Here is a 20,241-nt window from a genome sequence, read left to right as displayed (position 1 = left end):
TTTCACGGCTGATCGTATAAGCGGGCCGTAAGCCCTCTCCCGACCGGCGACAGAAGAGAGACCTCCACCCATGTCCTGGCTGTCCAGAATCAGCCTCCTCCAACGCGGTTTGATCGCCCTGACGGCGATCGTCGCGATCGCCTTCGGGGCCGTTGCGATACCTCAGCTCAAGCAGCAGCTCCTGCCCTCCATCGACTTGCCCATGGTGTCGGTGCTGGCCCCCTACCAGGGAGCGTCCCCTGAAGTCGTCGAGAAGCAGGTGGTCGAGCCGCTCGAGGACAGCATCGAGGGGGTCGACGGCATCACGGGGATCACCTCGACGGCGAGCGAGGGCTCGGCCGTGATCATGGCTCAGTTCGACTACGGCAACGGCTCGAAGCAGCTGGTCGCCGATGTGCAGCAGGCCGTGAACCGGGCCCGCGCACAGCTGCCGGACGACGTCGACCCGCAGGTCGTGGCCGGCTCCACCGACGACATCCCGACCGTCGTGCTCGCCGCCACCTCGGAGCAGGACCAGCAGAGGCTGGCCGAACAGCTCGACCGTACGGTCCTCCCGATCCTGAAGGACATCGACGGCGTCGGCCAGGTGACCGTGGACGGCGTCCAGGACCGGATCGTCTCGGTCACGCCGGACGACGGGAAGCTGGCCCGGGCGGGCCTCACGGCGGCCGCACTGGGCCAGGCGCTCGAGGCGAACGGCGCGTCGGTGCCCGCCGGTTCGTTCGCGGAGCAGGGGAGGAGCAAGACCGTCCAGGTCGGCACCGGCTTCACTGCGCTGCGGCAGATCGAGGACCTGCGGGTGTCCCCGGCAGCGGGCGGCCCGGGCGGCGACCGCGGGTCCGCCCAGGCCCCGAAGCCCGTACGGATCGGTGACGTCGCCACCGTGAAGGAGGAGTCGGCGACTCCGGTCTCCCTCACACGTACCAACGGCGAGCGGAGTCTCGGCATCACCATGACGATGGGTCAGGACGGCAGCGCCGTCGCCATCTCCGACGCGGTCCGGGACCGACTGCCCGAGCTGCGCAAGGATCTCGGCTCCGGCACAGAGCTGACGGTGGTGAGCGACCAGGGCCCGGCCGTCTCCAAGTCCATCGACAGCCTCACCACCGAGGGCCTCCTCGGCCTGCTCATGGCCGTCGTGGTGATCCTGGTCTTCCTGGTGTCGCTGCGCTCCACGCTCGTGACGGCGGTGTCGATCCCGCTGTCCGTCGTGATCACCCTGATCGTGCTGTGGACCCGTGACCTGTCGCTCAACATGCTGACGCTGGGCGCGCTGACGATCGCCATCGGCCGGGTCGTCGACGACTCGATCGTGGTCCTGGAGAACATCAAGCGGCATCTGTCCTACGGCGAGGAGCGGCAGGTGGCGATCCTCACCGCGGTGAAGGAGGTCTCGGGCGCGATCACCTCCTCGACGCTGACGACGGTCGCCGTCTTCCTGCCGATCGGCGTCGTCGGTGGCATGGTGGGCGCGCTGTTCGGCCCCTTCTCGCTGACCGTCACCGTGGCGCTGCTCGCCTCGCTGATCGTGTCGCTGACCGTGGTGCCGGTGCTCTCGTACTGGTTCCTGCGCGCCCCCAAGGGCACGGACGGTATGGATCCAGCGGAACTGCGCCGCGTCTCGGAGGCGAAGGAGGCGCGGAGCCCGCTGCAGCGGCTGTACGTCCCGGTGCTGCGGTTCGCCACCCGCCGCCGCTTCACCAGTCTCGTCATCGCGGGCGTGGTGCTTGTCGCCACCTTCGGCATGGCGCCGCTGCTCAAGACCAACTTCTTCGATCCCGGGGACCAGGACACCGTCTCCATCAAGCAGGAACTGGCGCCCGGCACCAGCCTGGACGCCGCCGACGCCGCTGCACAGAAGGTCGAGAAGATGCTCGCGAGTCTGGACGAGGTCAAGGACTTCCAGGTCACGGTCGGCTCGTCCGGCATCATGGCGGCGTTCGGCGGCGGTACGGGTGCCAACCAGGCCTCGTACCAGGTCAAGCTGGCGGATTCCGCCGACTCCGCCGCAGCCATCGACCGGATCCGCGACGGTCTCGACGGTCTCGGCACGGGCATCGGCCAGACCACCGTCCAGGCCGGGGACGGCTTCGGCAACCAGGACCTGAGCGTTGTGGTCAAGGCCGCGGACGCGGACGTGCTGAAGAAGGCGTCGGAGCAGGTGCGCAGCGAGGTCGCGAAGCTCGACGACGTCACAGACGTGCAGAGCGACCTGGCGCAGAGCGTCCCGCGGATCTCGGTCACGGGCAACGAGCAGGCCGCCCGCTACGCCTTCACCGAGGCCACCCTCGGGCAGGCCGTCGCCCAGGCGGTGCGCGGCACCACCTCCGGCAAGGCGACGCTCGGCGACACCGAGCACGATGTCGTGGTGAAGTCGGCGAACCCGGCGACCACCGAGGAGGCACTGCAGAACCTCTCGCTCGCCACGCCGACCGGTGCGGTCGAACTCCGGGAGATCGCCGAGGTCAAGACGGTCCCGGGACCGGTCCAGACGACGCGGATCGACGGCGCCCGGGCGGCGACGATCACTGCCAAGCCGACCGCGGAGAACACCGGCGCGGTGAGCGCGGAGCTCCAGACGAAGATCAATGCGCTGGAGCTGCCCGAGGGCGCCACGGCGAAGATCGGCGGCGTCTCCGAGGACCAGGACGAGGCGTTCTCCTCGCTGGGCCTGGCCATGCTGGCCGCCATCGCGATCGTGTTCATGCTGCTGGTCGCGACCTTCCGGTCGCTGGTGCAGCCGCTGATCCTGCTGGTGTCCATCCCCTTCGCGGCCACCGGCGCGATCGGACTGTTGGTAGCCACGGGCACCCCGCTCGGCGTGCCGGCCCTGATCGGCATGCTGATGCTGATCGGCATCGTGGTCACCAACGCGATCGTCCTGATCGACCTGATCAACCAGTACCGGGCGCAGGGTTACGGCATCGTCGAGGCCGTCGTCGAAGGCGGCCGCCACCGACTCCGGCCGATCCTGATGACCGCGCTGGCGACGATCTGCGCGCTGCTACCGATGGCGCTGGCGATCACCGGGGACGGCGGGTTCATCTCGCAGCCGCTGGCCGTGGTGGTGATCGGTGGCCTGGTCAGCTCCACCGTGCTCACGCTGCTCCTCGTCCCGACGCTCTACGCGATGGTCGAGCTCCGCAAGGAGCGTAGGCGCGCCAAGCGTGCCGCGAGGCGCGCCGCGAAGTCGGCGGAGCTGACGCCTCCGCGCCAAGCGGAACCGGCAGGCGTCTGACGCGCAGAGCCGGTTCGGGGGCATTCGTTCCTCCCCCAGCTAACGCTGGGAGGTGCCCCCAGGCGGAACGAATGCCCCCGAACCGGCTGCCTACGGCAGCGCGAGCATCCGCTCGAGCGCGAGCTTGGCGAACTTCTCCGTCTCCGCATCCACCTGGATCCGGTTGACCACCTTGCCGTCCGCCAGGGATTCCAGCGCCCAGACCAGGTGCGGCAGGTCGATCCGGTTCATCGTGGAGCAGAAGCAGACCGTCTTGTCGAGGAAGACGATCTCCTTGCCCTCGTCGGCATAGCGGTTGGCCAGCCGCCGTACGAGGTTCAGTTCCGTGCCGATCGCCCACTTCGAGCCGGCGGGCGCCGCCTCCAGCGTCTTGATGATGTACTCCGTCGAGCCGACGTAGTCCGCCGCCGCGACGACCTCGTGCTTGCACTCGGGGTGCACCAGCACGTTCACGCCCGGCATACGCTCACGGACGTCGTTGACCGAGTCCAGCGAGAAGCGCCCGTGCACCGAGCAGTGCCCGCGCCACAGGATCATCTTCGCGGCCCGCAGCTCCGCTGCACTCACCCCACCGCCCGGCTTGTGCGGGTTGTAGACCACGCAGTCGTCCAGCGACATCCCCATGTCCCGGACGGCCGTGTTCCGGCCCAGGTGCTGGTCCGGCAGGAACAACACCTTCTCACCCTGCTCGAACGCCCAGTCCAGCGCTCGCTTGGCGTTGGACGAGGTGCAGATCGTGCCGCCGTGCCGGCCGGTGAAGGCCTTGATGTCGGCGGAGGAGTTCATATACGAGACCGGGACCGTCGTCTCGGCGATCCCGGCTTCCGTGAGCACGTCCCAGCACTCGGCCACCTGCTCGGCCGTCGCCATATCGGCCATCGAGCAGCCCGCGGCCAGGTCGGGGAGTACGACCTGCTGGTCGTCGTTGGTCAGGATGTCCGCGGACTCGGCCATGAAGTGAACACCGCAGAAGACGATGTACTCGGCCTCCGGCCGCGCGGCGGCGTCCCGCGCGAGCTTGAACGAGTCCCCCGTGACGTCGGCGAACTGGATGACCTCGTCACGCTGGTAGTGATGTCCGAGCACGAAGACCTTGTCCCCGAGCCGGGCCTTGGCTGCTCGGGCCCGTTCCACCAGGTCCGGGTCGGACGGGGACGGCAGGTCGCCGGGGCACTCCACACCGCGCTCGCTCTTCGGGTCGGCCTCCCGGCCGAGCAGAAGAAGAGCGAGCGGCGTTGGCTGGACATCGAGAGTTTGGGCGGTGGTCACTGCACGCACCCTTTCTTGTTTTCCGCAGACACGCCTTTTCGTCTGATTGACGCTATCTATCATAACTGCTTCGTGTCAGTTTGACGATGGCCATCGTGTCGATGTGACGCATTCCCGGAGCGACCCCGGGCGGCGGAGCCGCGGCCAGGAGCCGGTGCCCCACGCCGCGGTGGTGTGCGAGCATGAAGGCGGAGAACACGCGGAAGACACCGTGCGGGCCCGGAATGAATCCGCGGCCCCGTTGGTTCCAGCCGACGGCAAGCAGTCCGTACAACCCGGGAGAGAAGCAGATGTCCGTTCAGGACGAGAAGACCAGCGTGAGCGACGGCATCATTCTGTCCGACGCCGCCGCAGCGAAGGTCAAGAGCCTGCTGGAGCAGGAAGGCCGTGACGACCTCGCGCTGCGCGTCGCCGTCCAGCCCGGTGGCTGCTCGGGCCTGCGTTACCAGCTCTTCTTCGACGAGCGCTCGCTCGACGGGGATGTCGTCAAGGACTTCGGTGGCGTCAAGGTCGTCACCGACCGGATGAGCGCCCCGTACCTGGGCGGCGCCTCCATCGACTTCGTCGACACCATCGAGAAGCAGGGCTTCACGATCGACAACCCGAACGCCACGGGTTCCTGCGCCTGCGGCGACTCCTTCCACTGAGTCACACGGGCTTGCGCGCATACGCCGAGGGCGGCGGACCTGTTTCAGGCCCGCCGCCCTCGGCACGTCCGGGACCGCTCCCCGGATCCGCTGATCACTTCTTCTTCGGCACGGCCTTGCCGCTCGAGGCGTCCACGACCTTCCGGTCGCCCAGCGGCTCGTCCAGTGTCACCTTCTCCTGGAACCGCTTCGCGATCTTGATGCATGCGTGGCCGGGCTTCTTCTCCTTGCCGATGACCTTGGCCTTCACCGTCCCCGAGGAGACGTCGGCCGAGGCCGAGTAATCACTGCACACCCCGCCCCAGAAGTGCAGGATCAGGGTCCGGCCATCGATGCTGTAGCCGTCGATGTGCTGGGTCTCGACCCGTCCTCCGGGCTTGCCGGGCTCGGTGGTCGGCTCGTCCCCGGGCTTCTCGCCGCCGGGTGCGGACTGGGCGAGGTACTTCGGGTGTACGGCCGGGTGGGTCACGGTGTAGGTGTTCTGCGAGCCCGTGGCACCCGGCAGCTCCACCTCGAACATCCACGACGGCACAAGCGCCTGCCGTCCCGCCACGAAGTGCACCGCCAGCCCGAAGACCGCGTCCCGTACGGTCGAGGGCTTCGGCTTCGCGTCGTTCCGGGGCGGGCAGGGAAGAGTCCCCGCCTCCGCCGCGATCGAGCCCTCGCCCCCGCCGTCCCGCTCCTTGTGCGGCACGGGCGACGCGCAGCCGCCGATGCCGACCTTGCCGGGTCGGCCGGCCTTGTTGAGCTCCTTCAGCGTCTCCTCCGCGCCGAGCACCGGGTACTCCGGGCCGGCCACCAGCTCCGCGAGATGCCCGCTGCCGCCGACCACCTGACCGTCGGAGCCGACCTGCAGACCCGTCTGCCAGCCGTACGTCGGCAGTCCGTCGACCACCGGCTCCGCGTTCACGATGCGCAGCGCACCGATCGTCTGGTCCGCGGCCAGCTTCGCGTCGCTCAGCCCGATGCTCTTCATCACGGGCGCGGCCGCCTTCTTCGCGCGCTCCTCGGAGACCGGTCCCGTGCCGTCACCGCCCTTGCCGCCGTCCGGCGCGGACGGATGTTCGCCCGGGGCGGGGCAGCGTGCGGGCGAGGACGTGGACGCTCCGTCGCCCTTTCCGCCCTCGGGCGGTGGAACGGGCTCCGTGCACCCTCCGCCCGCGCCGTAGCGCACGTACGTCCAGGTACCCGGGGCCTTCTTGGCGATGTCCAGCGTCGGCCCCGCCGCGTCACGGGTCTGCCCGAACTTCCAAGTCTCTTGGACCAGCCGGGGCGCGCCTTGTACGTCGAGCGCTTTCGCCAGCCGCTCGGCCTGCGCGCGCGTCACCTCCCCCTGCACGCGGTGGACCGCTGCCGCATCGGGCCCGTCCGGGAGCGGGCCGTCGGCGCGGTAACGCGCTCCGGAGGGGTCCGGCTCACCAGGGGCGATGCCCGGGCCGTTCTTGCCGTCGCCACGCCCGTACCCGTCCAACCGGAGCGGCGGCGGGTCCCCTTGACCAGCGGCGGGCGAGCCGTTGCCGGTCCCGTCGCCCGACGCGGTCGAGGCCCAGTACGCGCCGCCGCCACCGGCCAGCAGCACCGCGGCCGCAACCGATGCGGCGATCAAGGTGGAGCGCCGGCGCGGCGCGGTGACATGCGTCTCGGGGGTGTCCGGTGCGCCGCTCGCGTCGGCGGTCTCGGCTGCCCCGGGTACGCGATCGTCCGGGGTGCCCTCGGGCTCGGGGGTGTGGTCGCTGCTCACCGCAATGCTCCTTCGGCTCCGCTCGACACATCATGTCGGATCCCCCACCCGGGGGACGCGGATTGGACGGAGCGGCGCGGTGCGCGGTTCCCGTGACGCCGGGCGCGGCCGGCGGGCCGTGCTCCTCAGTCGCCGTACTCGGACATGCCGTCCAGCAGATGGGCGGACTTCGGCGGAACCTTGACACCCCGGATGCGCGAGGGCGGTACGGGCTCGGCCGCTGCCCGGTCCTGGGGGTGGGGCGAAGTCCAGTGCGGAGCCATGCGCGCGCAGTCGCCGCGCAGCTCGTCCAGCGACTCGGGCTCGGCGGCGAGGGTGAGGGGGGAGGCGGATTCGACGCGCTGCTTGGGCATGGGGACTCCCGGTCCATGGGGTGTGCCGGCTGCGGACCCCGTACGAAGGCACCGTATGATCTCGAGCGGAGCCATGAAAGCCCTACTATTGGGTAGTTTTGCCAGGTCGGAAAGGGCGGGCAGGAGCCGGTAGCGTTGGCGGCGCTCTTTCCGTCGTCCTCGCCGTCCTCATCCCCTCGCCGCAGGAGCAGACCGCCGTGCGCATCGCTGTCACCGGTTCCATCGCCACCGACCATCTGATGACCTTTCCCGGCCGCTTCGCCGACCAGCTCGTCGCGGAGCAGCTGCATACGGTCTCGCTGTCGTTCCTGGTCGACACCCTCGACGTACGCCGGGGCGGGGTGGGTCCCAACATCTGCTTCGGGATGGGGCTGCTCGGCCTCAACCCGATCCTGGTCGGTGCGGCCGGGACGGACTTCGCGGAGTACCGCGGATGGCTGGACCGGCACGGGGTGGACACCACCTCGGTGCGGATCTCCGAGGTGCTGCACACGGCCCGTTTCGTCTGCACCACCGACACCGACCACAACCAGATCGCGTCCTTCTACACCGGTGCGATGAGCGAGGCCCGGAACATCGAGCTGAAGCCCGTCGCGGACCGGGTCGGCGGGCTCGATCTGGTGGTCATCGGGGCCGACGACCCGGAGGCGATGATCCGCCACACGGAGGAGTGCCGCTCGCGTGGCATCCCCTTCGCCGCGGACCCCTCCCAGCAGCTGGCCCGGTTGGAGGGCGACGACATCCGCGTCCTCGTCGATCGCGCCGCGTATCTCTTCACGAACGAGTACGAGAGCGCGCTGATCGAGTCCAAGACGGGCTGGACGGCGGACGAGATCCTCCAGAAGATCGGCACGCGGGTGACGACGCTCGGCGCACAGGGCGTACGGATCGAGCGGCGCGGCGAGGACCCGATCCAGGTCGGATGCCCGGAAGAGGAGGCGAAGGTCGATCCCACCGGCGTGGGCGACGCCTTCCGCGCCGGGTTCCTGGCCGGTGTGTCCTGGGAGCTTCCGCTGGAGCGGGCGGCGCAGCTGGGCTGCATGCTCGCGACGCTGGTGATCGAGACCCTGGGGACGCAGGAGTACGAGCTGCGGCGCGGGCACTTCATGGACCGGTTCACCAAGGCCTACGGTCACGAAGCGGCGGCCGAGGTCCGCGCCCACCTGAGCTGACCGGCCCGCCCTCCCGGGGCTGCATCCCCGCATCCCCGGTGGGGGTCCCCGACACCCCGCCGGGGTGCGGGGCTGCCACCCCGCGCGGCTCTGCCCGCCGCTGGTGGCACACACGGCACCGGTTGGGCTCCTTCCGGGACTCCGGTGGGTCCCCGCCGGGACCCAGGGGGCGGGTGCCGCGGATTTCGCGCGGCCCCCGGCGACCCCGCCCTCTGCAGCGGGCAGCTCGCCGGTGGCCGGGTGCGGTCAGGCGAGTCGACGGACCAGGTAGGCGGCGCCGCGCTCCGCGGGGCGCTCGCCCACGTACTCCTGGCCACGCATCTCGCACCAGGCAGGGAAGTCGAGCTTCGCCGCCTCGTCGTCCGACAGCACGGCGACGACCTCGCCCACCTCGACATCGCCGATCACCTTCGCCAGCTCGATCACCGGAACCGGGCAGCGCTTGCCCAGCGAGTCGACCGTCAGCGCGGGCCGCTCGGCGTCCGGTGCGTCGTCCCCAGCCGCGTCCCCGGAGGAGGCGGCGGCCCCGGCCGGTTCGGCGGAAGGGGCGCCGCTGGACGGCGCACCCAGCGCAAGCCGCACCTCCCGCACCGCGTCCGGCAGCACCGCGAGGAAGCGCTCTACGTCCTCCTCCGCCGTGCCCAGCGGCAGCGACAACCGGATGTTGCCCTCGGACAGCACCCCCATGGCCCGCAGCACATGGCTCGGCGTGAGCGTGCTCGACGTGCACGAGGAGCCGGAGGAGACCGAGAACCCCGCCCGGTCCAGCGCATGCAGCAAAGTCTCCCCATCGACATAGAGACAGGAGAAGGTGACCAGATGCGGCAGCCGCCGCACCGGATCGCCGACGACCTCGACGTCCGGCACCAGCTCCTGGACGCGTGACCGGATCCGGTCCACCAGCCCGCGCAGACGCTTGGCCTCCTCGGCGGCCTCCTGCTGCACGGCGCGCAGCGCCGCTGCCGCCGCGACCACCGCGGGGATGTTCTCGAACCCGGCTGCGCGCCCCGACTCCCGCTCGTCCGCCGGGGCTTGTGGCGCGAACCGGACGCCCTTGCGTACGACGAGCAGCCCTACACCGGACGGCCCGCCCCATTTGTGGGCACTGGCGGTCAGAACCGACCAGTCGCCCTCGACTTGACCCCAGGCGAGCGACTGGGCCGCGTCCACGAGCAGGGGCACCCCCGCCGCTCGGCATGCCTCCGCGACCTCGGCCACCGGCTGCTCCGTACCCACCTCGTGGTTGGCGGACTGCAGACAGGCGAGGGCCGTGTCGGGCCGGAGTGCGGCACCGTACTCCTGGGGGTCGACCCGGCCGGTACGGTCCACGCCGACCTCGGTGACCGTCCCGCCGTCCGCGGCATGAGTCTCGGCCGCGTGGAGGACGGAGGAGTGCTCGACCGCGGACACGATCAGATGCCGGCCGACGCGGCGTCGGCCGGCCAGCGCTCCGGCGACGCCGGTGTGCACGGCGCGCGTGCCGGACGGGGTGAAGGTCAACTCGTCCGTCCGGCATCCCACCGCGTCGGCGGCCGCCTCGCGGGCGGCGTCGAGCAGCATCCGGGCGCGGCGACCCTCGCGATACAGCCGGGCAGGGTCGGCCCACCCCTCGTCGATCGAGGCCAGCAACGCCTGGCGGGCGACGGGGTGCAGCGGGGCGGACGACGCCGCGTCGAAATAGACCACGAAGAAACGCTAACGCGCGACGGCCGCCGGCGGCCTTGCCCGACGACCGCCCTTGCGGTGCGGTGGCCCGTCCCCAGCGTTCCGCACACTCGCGGCGCTCGGCACCCTGCCCCACTCCCCTCGAGCTCGCGCGCCGAGGCGCGGACCGTTGCACCCGTTTCTGCGACGGGACTCGCACCGTGGTTGGCGCCCTCGGGGATGGGCCTGGGTTCTGGCGGTTTCGCCCGCGGTGCGCCCGACTCGCATGGCACGCTGTGCGGCGGCGGGCGCCGATCGGAGACGCGTCTCCGGGACAGGTACGATGCCGCTGGCTCAACGGGGGCCGTGAGGGCCCGCAATGAAGCATCACCGCAGGCCAGGACCTTGGAGCGCAGGGGTGCGCCGTAAGCCACCGGCCTTGGGGCCAGGCGGACCGATTCCGCGGCGGTCTCGCCCCTCGGCGCCGCGCGCAGGTGTTGCGCTCTTGCCGCGTGGTGGCCGAAGGCAGGGCCCTGGTCCGTGCGGTGGCGTCGGCACGTCACGTTTCTCCCAGGGGCCCAGAGGGAAACCGCAACTGATCGCCACGGGTTGCTATGGATCGGGCCCGGCGCCGGCCTGGCAGCGGTGGGAGGCGTTGCGTCCGGGTCTGCTTCGCTGGGGCCGGCGGAGCAGCGCGCGGCCCGGCGGCCGGGCACCGGACGCACGCCCTGTGCGGAGCGCCGAGAGGCCCCGCGCCTCGGCGAAATCCCAGCCCACGCCGGAGGCGAATCCCGCATTCCACCCCTTCGGGGTGTGCCGCGGCGCGTTGGGCACCCTCCCCGCGCAGCCCCAAATAGCGTCCAGTAGGGTTTGGTCCGCATAAACATCCAAACCCCTGCCCGCGCCAGGGCCGGCGACCGACCAGCGTGACGGCCGCAGCCGGCCGCGCGGGCGACTCTCGGGAAGGCGCTACGTGAGTCCCAACGGCTCCGACCGCTCGTCGCGGCGCCCGATGCGGCGGAAGCTGCCGCAGGCGCTGGCCGCGGGCCTGGTCCTTGCGACCGCCACCGGTTGCACATACAAGGACTTTCCCCGCCTCGGCATGCCTGGCCCCGTCACGGACGAGGCGCCGCGGATCCTCTCCCTGTGGCAAGGCTCGTGGGCGGCTGCGCTCGCCACGGGTGTGCTGGTCTGGGGCCTGATCCTGTGGAGCGTCGTCTTCCACCGGCGGTCCCGGACCAAGGTCGAGATTCCTCCGCAGACTCGGTACAACATGCCGATCGAGGCCCTCTACACCGTGGTCCCGATCATCATCGTCTCGGTGCTCTTCTACTTCACCGCGCGCGATGAGAGCGAGCTGCTCAAGACCTCCAAGAAGCCGGACCACGTCATCAACGTCGTGGGCTACCAGTGGAGCTGGGGCTTCAACTACCTGGAGGACGTCGACGGCGACCTCAGCACGCCGGCCGAGGCCCCCGCGCAGCTGCGGTCCATCGCGGACCGGAAGCTCGAGGGCACGCCGAAGGGCGCGGAGGGCGTCTACGAGGCCGGTATCCCCGGAGACCGGAACCCGGACACGAAGAACCCTGGCCCGACCCTGGTGCTGCCGAAGGGCGAGTCGGTCAAGTTCATCCTGACCTCTCGTGACGTCATCCACTCCTTCTGGGTGCTGCCCTTCCTCTTCAAGCAGGACGTCATCCCCGGTCACACCAACGTCTTCGAGGTGACCCCGAACAAGGAGGGCACGTTCCGGGGCAAGTGCGCCGAACTCTGCGGCGTCGACCACTCCCGGATGCTCTTCAACGTCAAGGTCGTCTCCCCGGCGGAGTACCGGGCGTACCTGAAGGACCTTGCGGAGCAGGGCCAGACCGGCTACATCCCGGCCGGCATTCCCCAGACTGATGCCGCCAAGAACGCGGAGACGAACGAAGAATGAGCATCCTCAACGAACCCCAGGGTGCTGCCGACACCGCCGCCTACGAGGACGAGCTGCCGATGCGCCGCAGGCAGCCCGGCAATGTCGTGGTGAAGTGGCTGACGACCACCGACCACAAGACGATCGGCACGCTCTACCTCGTCACGTCGTTCGCGTTCTTCGTCATCGGCGGAGCCATGGCGCTGCTGATGCGCGCCGAACTGGCTCGTCCGGGCACGCAGATCATGTCGAACGAGCAGTTCAACCAGGCGTTCACCATGCATGGCACGATCATGCTGCTGATGTTCGCCACCCCGCTGTTCGCGGGCTTCACGAACTGGATCATGCCGCTGCAGATCGGTGCGCCGGACGTGGCGTTCCCGCGGCTGAACATGTTCGCCTACTGGCTGTACCTGTTCGGGTCGCTGATCGCGGTGGCGGGTTTCCTGACCCCCGACGGGGCCGCCAACTTCGGCTGGTTCGCGTACTCGCCGCTGTCGGACGCGGTGCGCTCGCCGGGCATCGGCGCCGACATGTGGATCATGGGTCTGGCCTTCTCCGGCTTCGGCACGATCCTGGGGTCGGTCAACTTCATCACCACCATCATCTGCATGCGCGCCCCGGGCATGACGATGTTCCGGATGCCGATCTTCACCTGGAACGTGCTGCTGACCGGTGTGCTGGTGCTGATCGCCTTCCCGGTGCTGGCCGCCGCGCTGCTCGCTCTGGAGTCGGACCGGAAGTTCGGGTCGCACATCTTCGACGCGTCCAACGGCGGCGCGCTGCTGTGGCAGCACCTGTTCTGGTTCTTCGGGCACCCCGAGGTGTACATCATCGCGCTGCCGTTCTTCGGCATCGTCTCGGAGGTCATCCCGGTCTTCAGCCGTAAGCCGATGTTCGGTTACATCGGCCTGATCGCGGCGACGATCTCGATCGCGGGTCTGTCGGTGACGGTCTGGGCGCACCACATGTACGTCACGGGCGGCGTGCTGTTGCCGTTCTTCTCGTTCATGACCTTCCTGATCGCGGTCCCGACGGGCGTGAAGTTCTTCAACTGGCTGGGCACCATGTGGAAGGGGTCGCTGAGTTTCGAGACCCCGATGCTCTGGTCCGTCGGCTTCCTGGTCACCTTCCTGTTCGGCGGCCTCACGGGGATCATCCTGGCCTCGCCCCCGCTGGACTTCCACGTGTCGGACTCGTACTTCGTGGTCGCCCACTTCCACTACGTGGTCTTCGGCACCGTCGTGTTCGCGATGTTCGCCGGCTTCCACTTCTGGTGGCCGAAGTGGACCGGCAAGATGCTGGACGAGCGGCTCGGGAAGATCACGTTCTGGACGCTGTTCGTGGGCTTCCACGGCACGTTCCTCGTCCAGCACTGGCTCGGTGCCGAGGGCATGCCGCGGCGCTACGCGGACTACCTCGCGGCCGACGGCTTCACCACGCTGAACACCATCTCGACCATCAGCTCGTTCCTGCTGGGCCTGTCGCTCCTGCCGTTCCTCTACAACGTCTGGAAGACCGCCAAGTACGGCAAGCCGGTCGGCGTCGACGACCCGTGGGGTTACGGCCGTTCGCTGGAGTGGGCGACCTCCTGCCCGCCGCCGCGGCACAACTTCCTCACCCTGCCGCGGATCCGCTCCGAATCCCCGGCGTTCGACCTGCACCACCCGGACATCGCCGCGCTCGACCAGCTCGAGAACGTCGGCCCCGCGGAGGACAAGGCGCTGGCGGGCGGCCAGGGCAAGGAGGCCGGAAAGTGAAGATCCAGGGGCGCATGTTCATCTGGCTGGCCGTCTTCATCCTGGCCATGGCCATCGTCTACGGCGTGTGGTCGAAGGAGCCGGTCGGTACGACGGCGCTGTTCCTCGCCTTCGGCCTGAGCATCATGATCGGCTACTACCTCGCCTTCACCGCCCGCCGGGTGGACACCGGGGCGCAGGACCGCAAGGACGCGGACGTCGCCGACGACGCCGGCGAGCTGGGCTTCTTCAGCCCGCACAGCTGGCAGCCGCTCTCGCTCGGCCTGGGCGGCGCGCTCGCCTTCATGGGCGTCGTCTTCGGCTGGTGGCTGCTGTACTTCTCGCTCCCGGTCATCCTCTTCGGCCTGTGGGGCTGGGTCTTCGAGTACTACCGCGGGGAGAACCGGACCCAGTAGTCCCGCTGCGTATGCACATCGGGCCGGGCCCGGCAACCTCACCGGTTGCCGGGCCCGGCCTCATTCACCCGTTCGCAGGCGCCCGGCGCGCTGATTCCACCCCCGTTTCCTACTTTTGTGACCATGAGTCACATACCTCGATTCCGGACGGCAGCGGGCTGCGCCCTGCTGATAACCCCCTTGGCCGTCTTCGCCGCGGCCTGTGACAATCAGCACCCCCTCTCCGCGCAGCCGTACGACGCGACCGGCCAGATAGCCGCAAACGCGGGTGAAGGCGGCACGATAGATCCGGACCGGCCGCTCGAGATATCCGCCAAGGGCGATGACGGCCGAATAACCGACGTGACCGCCACCGACGCCGCGGGGCGCTATCTGCGCGGCGAACTCTCCGCCGACGGCTCCCGCTGGCGCAGCACTTCGCCCCTCGCCGCGGGCGCCCACTACACCGTCCGGGTGAGCACCGAGGACGACGAGGGCGCTCCCGGTCGCCGCACCCTCGGCTTCGAGACCCGCCCCGCCGACAAGCTGCTCCGGGTCTCCCTCGGCCCCGACAGCGGAACGTACGGCGTCGGCCAGCCCGTCACCGCGGAGCTGAGCCACCCCGTCAAGGGCCGCGAGGCCCGCGCCACCGTCGAGCGGGCCCTGAAGGTCGACTCCCGGCCCCACGTGGAGGGCGGCTGGCACTGGGTCGATGACAAGACACTGCACTTCCGGCCGCGCAGGCCCTGGCCCGCTCACACCACGGTCGAGGCCCGCAGCACGCTCGACGGCATCAAGGTCGGCAACCGCCGCGGCGGCCCCGCGAAGCCGGTGCGGCTGCGGATCGGGGACCGCGTCGAGGCCATCACCGACGCGGGCGGCCACAAGATGACCGTGAAGCGCAACGGCAAGACGATCCGCACCATCCCGGTGACCACCGGCAAGCCCGGCTACGACACGCGCAACGGGGTCAAGGTCATCCTGGCCAAGGAACCCTTCGTACGGATGACCAGCGAAAGCATCGGCTCCTCGGACTTCTACGACCTCGGCGTCCACTGGGCGGTCCGGGTGACGTGGAGCGGCGAGTACGTGCACGCGGCGCCCTGGTCCGTCGGATCGCAGGGCGCGGCCAACGTCAGCCACGGATGCACCGGGATGAGCACCGAGAACGCCAAGTGGTTCTTCGACACCGTGAAGGTCGGCGACATCGTCAAGGTCGTGGGCAGCAACGGCGACCGGATGCCCGCGTTCGACATCGGCTTCGGCGACTGGAACATGGACTGGGCGAAGTGGCGCGAGGGCAGCTCCGTGGTGCCGGCCGGCAGTCATGCGGAGAGCGGTCCCGCGGACGCGGCCCGGCTCCGCCCGCAGGTCTGAGGCCCAGGTGTCAGGCCTCGATGGCCAGCCGGGTCCGCAGCAGTCCGGCCAGGGCCTCGGCGAACTCCACCGGGTCGATCGGGTGCGTCACCGCGGCGTCGGCCCGGCTCCAGGTGGCCAGCCAGGCGTCCTGCGGCCGCCCCATGAGCAGCAGTACCGGCGGGCAGTGGAAGATCTCGTCCTTGATCTGCCGGCAGACGCCCATGCCGCCCACGGGCACCGCTTCGCCATCGAGTACGCAGACGTCGACCCCGCCGGCCTCCAGCGCTTCGAGGACGGCAGGCAGTGTCGCGCACTCCCGGATCTCGACCGCGGGGAGATCGGGGGCGGGACGGCGCCCCGTCGCCAGCCGTACCTGCTCGCGGGTGCCCGCGTCATCGCTGTAGACCAGCACCGTGGCGGTCGGCTGCATCGTTCCTCCGCATTGTTGGATCAGGGCCGTTGCGCGGATGCTACTCCGCGAAACCGCCTCGCGAGGAGGGGTTGAACGGGCGGACACACCGAACGGCACCCCCCGGAGTGAGGGCGGGATAAGCGACCGACATAATGTCGGTCGTGGCGACAGCAACGACAGTAGATACCGGGCATGCGCACCCGTCGGTCAACCGGCCGAACCTCACGAGCGTCGGAACCATCATCTGGCTGAGTTCCGAGCTCATGTTCTTCGCGGCGCTCTTCGCGATGTACTTCACCCTGCGATCGGTGACCGGGCCCGACCACTGGAAGGAGATGGCGGACGCCCTGAACTTCCCGTTCTCGGCGGCCAACACCACGATCCTGGTGCTCTCCTCCCTCACCTGCCAGCTCGGCGTGTTCGCCGCCGAGAAGGGTCTGGTGAAGCAGCTGCGCGCGTGGTTCATCATCACGTTCATCATGGGCGCGATCTTCATCGGCGGTCAGGTCTTCGAGTACACCGAGCTGATCAAGCACGAGGGGCTCTCGCTCTCCTCCGACCCGTACGGCTCGGTGTTCTACCTGACCACCGGCTTCCACGGGCTCCACGTGACGGGCGGTCTGATCGCCTTCCTGCTGGTCCTGGGCAGGACGTACGCGGCCAGGAGGTTCACCCACGAACAGGCCACGGCGGCCATCGTCGTGTCCTACTACTGGCACTTCGTCGACGTCGTCTGGATCGGCCTCTTCGCCACGATCTACATGATCAAGTAATCGGGACCCGAACGGTCCACATCCAGCAGCATCGACGCAGAAGATCCTGACACCGGGGTAATCCGTGAAAAAGCTCTCCGCACGACGGCGCCATCCGCTGGCGGCGCTTGTCGTTCTACTCCTCGCGCTGGCGGTCACCGGGGGGCTGTACGCCGCGTTCGCGCCCGCGGACAAGGCACAGGCCGAGGACACCGCCCAGTCCCTTGCCATTGAGGAGGGCAAGAAGCTCTACGCCGTCGGCTGCGGCAGCTGCCACGGCACCGGCGGTCAGGGGACCTCCGACGGTCCGATCCTGGTCGGCGTGGGGTCCGCCGCCGTGGACTTCCAGGTCGGCACCGGCCGGATGCCGGCCCAGCAGCCCGGTGCCCAGGCGCCGAAGAAGCCCAAGGTCTACACGCAGGCCGAGATCGACCAGCTGGCCGCGTACATCGCCTCGCTCGGCGCGGGCCCGATCGCGCCGACCGAAGAGCAGTACGACCCCAAGGGTGCGAACATCGCTAAGGGCGGAGACCTCTTCCGCACCAACTGCGCGCAGTGCCACAACTTCACCGGCAAGGGCGGCGCCCTCACCGGTGGCAAGTACGCTCCCGAGCTCGACGACGTCACGCCGAAGCACATCTACGAGGCCATGCAGACCGGCCCGCAGAACATGCCGTCCTACCCCGACGGCATCATGCCGGAGCAGGACAAGCGGGACATCATCGCGTACCTCCAGACCGTCGGCGGTGAGAAGGCGGAGTCCCCCGGCGGCTTCGAGCTGGGCGGGCTCGGCCCGGTGAGTGAGGGTCTCTTCGGCTGGGTCTTCGGCCTGGGCGTGATGATCGCCGCCGCCTGCTGGGTCGCCGCGCGGACCGCAAAGGCCAAGAAGTCATGAGTGAGACTGGATCCAACAAAGACGTGTCCGAAGAACACCTGCCGAGTGCGCAGGCCGAGACCGGCACGGTAGCCCCCGCAGGGGACCCGTTCGCCGACCCGGGGCTGCCGCCCCACGAGCACCGCATCCAGGACGTCGACGAGCGGGCCGCCAGGCGCTCCGAGCGCACGGTCGCCCTGCTCTTCACGCTGTCCATGCTGGCGACTGTCGCCTTCATCGCCGCGTTCGTCGCCATCCCGGTCGAGAAGATCGTCTACATCTTTCCGATCGGCAACGTCAGCGCGCTCAACTTCTCGCTGGGTGTGACCCTCGGTGTGGCGCTGTTCTGCATCGGCGCGGGTGCGGTCCACTGGGCCCGCACCCTGATGTCGGACGTGGAGGCGGCCGACGAACGGCACCCGATCTCTGCCGCGCCCGAGGTGAAGGCCGGAGTCATGGCCGACTTCCGGCAGGGCGCCGAGGAGTCCGCCTTCGGCCGGCGCAAGCTGATCCGCAACACCCTGTTCGGCGCGCTCGCCATGGTGCCGCTCTCGGGGGTCGTGCTGCTGCGCGACCTGGGCCCGCTCCCGGAGGACAAGCTCCGCCACACCCTGTGGGAACAGGGCAAGTTGCTGGTCAACCAGAACACCAACGAGCCGATGCGTCCCGAGGACGTCGTCGTCGGTTCGCTGGCCTTCGCCAAGCCCGAGGGCCTGGAGGAGCACGACCACGACTTCCAGAAGGAGATCGCGAAGGCGGCTCTGATGATCGTCCGGATCCAACCGGACAACATCAAGGACCAGCGCACGCTCGACTGGTCGCACGAGGGCATCGTCGCGTACTCGAAGATCTGCACCCACGTCGGCTGTCCGGTGAGCCTCTACGAGCAGCAGACGCACCATGTGCTCTGCCCGTGCCACCAGTCCACCTTCGACCTGTCGGACGGTGCCCGGGTCGTCTTCGGCCCGGCCGGTCACCCGCTGCCGCAGCTGCGGATCGCGGTGAACAAGGACGGCTACCTCGAGGCCCTCGGCGACTTCGACGAGCCGGTCGGCCCGAGCTTCTGGGAGCGCGGATGAGTACCTCTAGCGACAAACCTCAGGCACCCCGTGGCGAGCGGCTCGCCGACTGGGCGGACGGCCGGCTGGGCATCTACGGCCTGGCCAAGGCCAACATGCGCAAGATCTTCCCGGACCACTGGTCCTTCATGCTGGGTGAGGTCGCGCTCTACAGCTTCATCATCGTCATCCTCACGGGTGTCTATCTGACGCTGTTCTTCCACCCGAGCATGAACGAGGTGGAGTACCACGGCAGTTACGTCCCGATGCAGGGCGTCCTGATGTCCGAGGCCTACGCCTCGACCCTGGACATCAGCTTCGACGTCCGCGGCGGTCTGCTGATCCGGCAGATCCACCACTGGGGCGCGCTGATCTTCATCGCGGCGATGTTCGTGCACATGATGCGGGTGTTCTTCACCGGGGCGTTCCGCAAGCCGCGCGAGATCAACTGGCTGTTCGGCTTCCTGCTGCTGGTGCTCGGCATGTTCACCGGTTTCACCGGCTACTCGCTGCCGGACGACCTGCTCTCCGGCACCGGTGTCCGGTTCATGGAGGGCGCGGTCCTGTCGATGCCGATCGTCGGCACCTACCTGTCGTTCTTCATGTTCGGCGGGGAGTTCCCGGGTTCGGACTTCGTGCCGCGGTTCTTCTCGGTCCACGTCCTGCTGTTGCCAGGTCTGATGATGGGCCTGCTGGTGGCCCACCTGATCCTGGTCTTCTTCCACAAGCACACCCAGTTCCCCGGCCCCGGCAAGACGAACAACAACGTGGTCGGCATGCCGCTGCTGCCGGTCTACACGGCCAAGGCGGGAGGCTTCTTCTTCCTGGTCTTCGGCCTGACCGCAGTGATCGCCGGTACCGCCAGCATCAACCCGATCTGGGCGCTCGGCCCGTACCGGCCGGACCAGGTCTCCACCGGCGCGCAGCCCGACTGGTACATGGGCTTCTCCGAGGGCCTGATCCGGCTGATGCCGGGCTGGGAGATCAACTTCGCGGGGCACACGCTCGCCCTGGGTGTGTTCATCCCGCTGATGATCTTCCCCCTGGTGCTGGTCGCCATCGCGGCCTACCCGTTCATCGAGTCCTGGATCACCGGGGACAAGCGCGAGCACCACATCCTGGACCGCCCGCGCAACGCCCCGACCCGTACGGCCTTCGGCGCGGCCTGGCTCAGCATCTACTTCATCCTGCTCGTCGGTGGTGGGAACGACATCTGGGCGACCCACTTCAGCCTGTCGATCAACGCGATCACCTGGTTCGGCCGGATCGGCTTCTTCGTGCTGCCGGTGCTGGTCTTCATCACGACCAAGCGGATCTGCCTGGGGCTGCAGCGGCGCGACCGCGACAAGGTGCTGCACGGTCGCGAGACCGGCATCATCAAGCGGCTGCCGCACGGTGAGTTCGTCGAGGTGCACGAGCCCCTCTCGCAGGAGCAGCTGCACACGCTCACCCAGCACCACCAGTACACGCCGGTCGAGCTCCCGCCAGAGGTCGATGAGAACGGCGTGCGGCGCAAGATCAAGCGCTCGGAGAAGGTGAAGGCGCTGCTGTCCCGCGGCTACTACGGCGAGGGCAACCAGATTGCCAAGCCGACGGCCGAGGAGCACCGGGAGATCACCAGCGGCCACGGCCACCACTGATCGGCCGGACAGGCCCTAGCCACACCAGGGCCC

Annotated in this window: 16 protein-coding genes; 11 read left to right on the top strand and 5 right to left on the bottom strand. The window is 69.2% G+C overall.

Annotation, left to right across the window (positions count from 1 at the left end; genetic code table 11):
- Window positions 1-70 precede the first annotated feature (70 nt).
- Window positions 71-3,238: an efflux RND transporter permease subunit gene (locus ACTWQI_RS25765; protein WP_443274131.1), complete on the top strand. Its 3,168-nt coding sequence runs from the start codon at window positions 71-73 to the stop codon at window positions 3,236-3,238.
- A gap of 90 nt (window positions 3,239-3,328) precedes the next feature.
- Here ACTWQI_RS25765 and nadA read toward each other — a convergent pair whose 3' ends face one another.
- Window positions 3,329-4,507: a quinolinate synthase NadA gene (gene nadA, locus ACTWQI_RS25760; protein WP_443274130.1), complete on the bottom strand. Its 1,179-nt coding sequence runs from the start codon at window positions 4,505-4,507 to the stop codon at window positions 3,329-3,331.
- 290 nt (window positions 4,508-4,797) lie between these two features.
- On the opposite strand from nadA, the gene ACTWQI_RS25755 reads away from it, so the two are divergent.
- Entirely contained in the window at window positions 4,798-5,154 is a 357-nt protein-coding gene (locus tag ACTWQI_RS25755) for a HesB/IscA family protein (RefSeq protein ID WP_443274129.1), read from the top strand.
- A 94-nt stretch (window positions 5,155-5,248) separates the two neighbouring features.
- On the opposite strand, the gene ACTWQI_RS25750 is transcribed toward ACTWQI_RS25755, so the two are convergent.
- Together ACTWQI_RS25750 and ACTWQI_RS25745 are read right to left on the bottom strand one after the other, a co-directional pair.
- The gene (locus ACTWQI_RS25750) at window positions 5,249-6,895 is read right to left on the bottom strand and encodes a hypothetical protein (RefSeq protein WP_443274128.1); all 1,647 of its coding nucleotides are present in this window, start codon (window positions 6,893-6,895) and stop codon (window positions 5,249-5,251) included.
- A gap of 125 nt (window positions 6,896-7,020) precedes the next feature.
- On the bottom strand, window positions 7,021-7,248 hold the full coding sequence (locus tag ACTWQI_RS25745; protein WP_443274127.1) for a hypothetical protein: 228 nt from the start codon (window positions 7,246-7,248) through the stop codon (window positions 7,021-7,023).
- Between the two features lie 197 nt (window positions 7,249-7,445).
- On the opposite strand from ACTWQI_RS25745, the gene ACTWQI_RS25740 reads away from it, so the two are divergent.
- Window positions 7,446-8,420: a carbohydrate kinase family protein gene (locus tag ACTWQI_RS25740; protein ID WP_443274126.1), complete on the top strand. Its 975-nt coding sequence runs from the start codon at window positions 7,446-7,448 to the stop codon at window positions 8,418-8,420.
- Window positions 8,421-8,666: 246 nt separating this feature from the next.
- Here ACTWQI_RS25740 and ACTWQI_RS25735 read toward each other — a convergent pair whose 3' ends face one another.
- Complete coding sequence (locus ACTWQI_RS25735; protein WP_443274125.1) at window positions 8,667-10,106, bottom strand: cysteine desulfurase/sulfurtransferase TusA family protein; 1,440 nt, start codon at window positions 10,104-10,106, stop codon at window positions 8,667-8,669.
- Window positions 10,107-11,037: 931 nt separating this feature from the next.
- On the opposite strand from ACTWQI_RS25735, the gene ctaC reads away from it, so the two are divergent.
- From ctaC to ACTWQI_RS25715, 4 genes are all read left to right on the top strand, one after another.
- Window positions 11,038-12,000, top strand: coding sequence for an aa3-type cytochrome oxidase subunit II (gene ctaC / locus ACTWQI_RS25730; RefSeq protein ID WP_443274124.1), 963 nt, complete (start codon window positions 11,038-11,040; stop codon window positions 11,998-12,000).
- Complete coding sequence (ctaD, locus tag ACTWQI_RS25725) at window positions 11,997-13,739, top strand: aa3-type cytochrome oxidase subunit I (RefSeq protein WP_443274123.1); 1,743 nt, start codon at window positions 11,997-11,999, stop codon at window positions 13,737-13,739. Before ctaC ends, ctaD begins: the two co-directional genes overlap by 4 nt.
- Complete coding sequence (locus tag ACTWQI_RS25720) at window positions 13,736-14,134, top strand: cytochrome c oxidase subunit 4 (protein WP_443274122.1); 399 nt, start codon at window positions 13,736-13,738, stop codon at window positions 14,132-14,134. Before ctaD ends, ACTWQI_RS25720 begins: the two co-directional genes overlap by 4 nt.
- 123 nt (window positions 14,135-14,257) lie before the next feature.
- On the top strand, window positions 14,258-15,490 hold the full coding sequence (locus ACTWQI_RS25715) for an Ig-like domain-containing protein (RefSeq protein ID WP_443274121.1): 1,233 nt from the start codon (window positions 14,258-14,260) through the stop codon (window positions 15,488-15,490).
- A 10-nt stretch (window positions 15,491-15,500) separates the two neighbouring features.
- Here the strand turns inward: ACTWQI_RS25715 and ACTWQI_RS25710 are convergent, their stop codons facing one another.
- Window positions 15,501-15,902, bottom strand: a complete 402-nt coding sequence (locus tag ACTWQI_RS25710) for a hypothetical protein (RefSeq protein ID WP_443274120.1) — start codon at window positions 15,900-15,902, stop codon at window positions 15,501-15,503.
- 134 nt (window positions 15,903-16,036) lie between these two features.
- Here ACTWQI_RS25710 and ctaE point away from each other — a divergent pair, with 134 nt between their 5' ends.
- The 4 genes from ctaE (at window position 16,037) to qcrB (ending at window position 20,208) form a co-directional block, all read left to right on the top strand.
- The gene (gene ctaE / locus ACTWQI_RS25705; protein WP_443274119.1) at window positions 16,037-16,657 is read left to right on the top strand and encodes an aa3-type cytochrome oxidase subunit III; all 621 of its coding nucleotides are present in this window, start codon (window positions 16,037-16,039) and stop codon (window positions 16,655-16,657) included.
- Window positions 16,658-16,721: 64 nt separating this feature from the next.
- Complete coding sequence (gene qcrC / locus ACTWQI_RS25700; protein WP_443274118.1) at window positions 16,722-17,531, top strand: cytochrome bc1 complex diheme cytochrome c subunit; 810 nt, start codon at window positions 16,722-16,724, stop codon at window positions 17,529-17,531.
- Entirely contained in the window at window positions 17,528-18,589 is a 1,062-nt protein-coding gene (gene qcrA / locus ACTWQI_RS25695) for a cytochrome bc1 complex Rieske iron-sulfur subunit (RefSeq protein ID WP_443274117.1), read from the top strand. The genes qcrC and qcrA overlap by 4 nt, the downstream gene beginning before the upstream one ends.
- Window positions 18,586-20,208, top strand: a complete 1,623-nt coding sequence (qcrB, locus tag ACTWQI_RS25690; RefSeq protein WP_443274116.1) for a cytochrome bc1 complex cytochrome b subunit — start codon at window positions 18,586-18,588, stop codon at window positions 20,206-20,208. Before qcrA ends, qcrB begins: the two co-directional genes overlap by 4 nt.
- Window positions 20,209-20,241: the final 33 nt, after the last annotated feature.

The sequence above is a fragment of the Streptomyces sp. KR80 genome (assembly GCF_052245555.1).
Classification (GTDB): domain Bacteria; phylum Actinomycetota; class Actinomycetes; order Streptomycetales; family Streptomycetaceae; genus Streptomyces.
This window is presented reverse-complemented; position numbering and strand designations above follow the sequence as displayed.

Coding starts and splice junctions, on each gene's coding strand:
- ctaE (WP_443274119.1), top strand. CDS start 16,037: ATGTCGGTCGTGGCGACAGCAACGACAGTAGATACCGGGCATGCGCAC.
- ACTWQI_RS25755 (WP_443274129.1), top strand. CDS start 4,798: ATGTCCGTTCAGGACGAGAAGACCAGCGTGAGCGACGGCATCATTCTG.
- ACTWQI_RS25765 (WP_443274131.1), top strand. CDS start 71: ATGTCCTGGCTGTCCAGAATCAGCCTCCTCCAACGCGGTTTGATCGCC.
- qcrA (WP_443274117.1), top strand. CDS start 17,528: ATGAGTGAGACTGGATCCAACAAAGACGTGTCCGAAGAACACCTGCCG.
- ctaD (WP_443274123.1), top strand. CDS start 11,997: ATGAGCATCCTCAACGAACCCCAGGGTGCTGCCGACACCGCCGCCTAC.
- qcrB (WP_443274116.1), top strand. CDS start 18,586: ATGAGTACCTCTAGCGACAAACCTCAGGCACCCCGTGGCGAGCGGCTC.
- ACTWQI_RS25745 (WP_443274127.1), bottom strand. CDS start 7,248: ATGCCCAAGCAGCGCGTCGAATCCGCCTCCCCCCTCACCCTCGCCGCC.
- ACTWQI_RS25710 (WP_443274120.1), bottom strand. CDS start 15,902: ATGCAGCCGACCGCCACGGTGCTGGTCTACAGCGATGACGCGGGCACC.
- ACTWQI_RS25715 (WP_443274121.1), top strand. CDS start 14,258: ATGAGTCACATACCTCGATTCCGGACGGCAGCGGGCTGCGCCCTGCTG.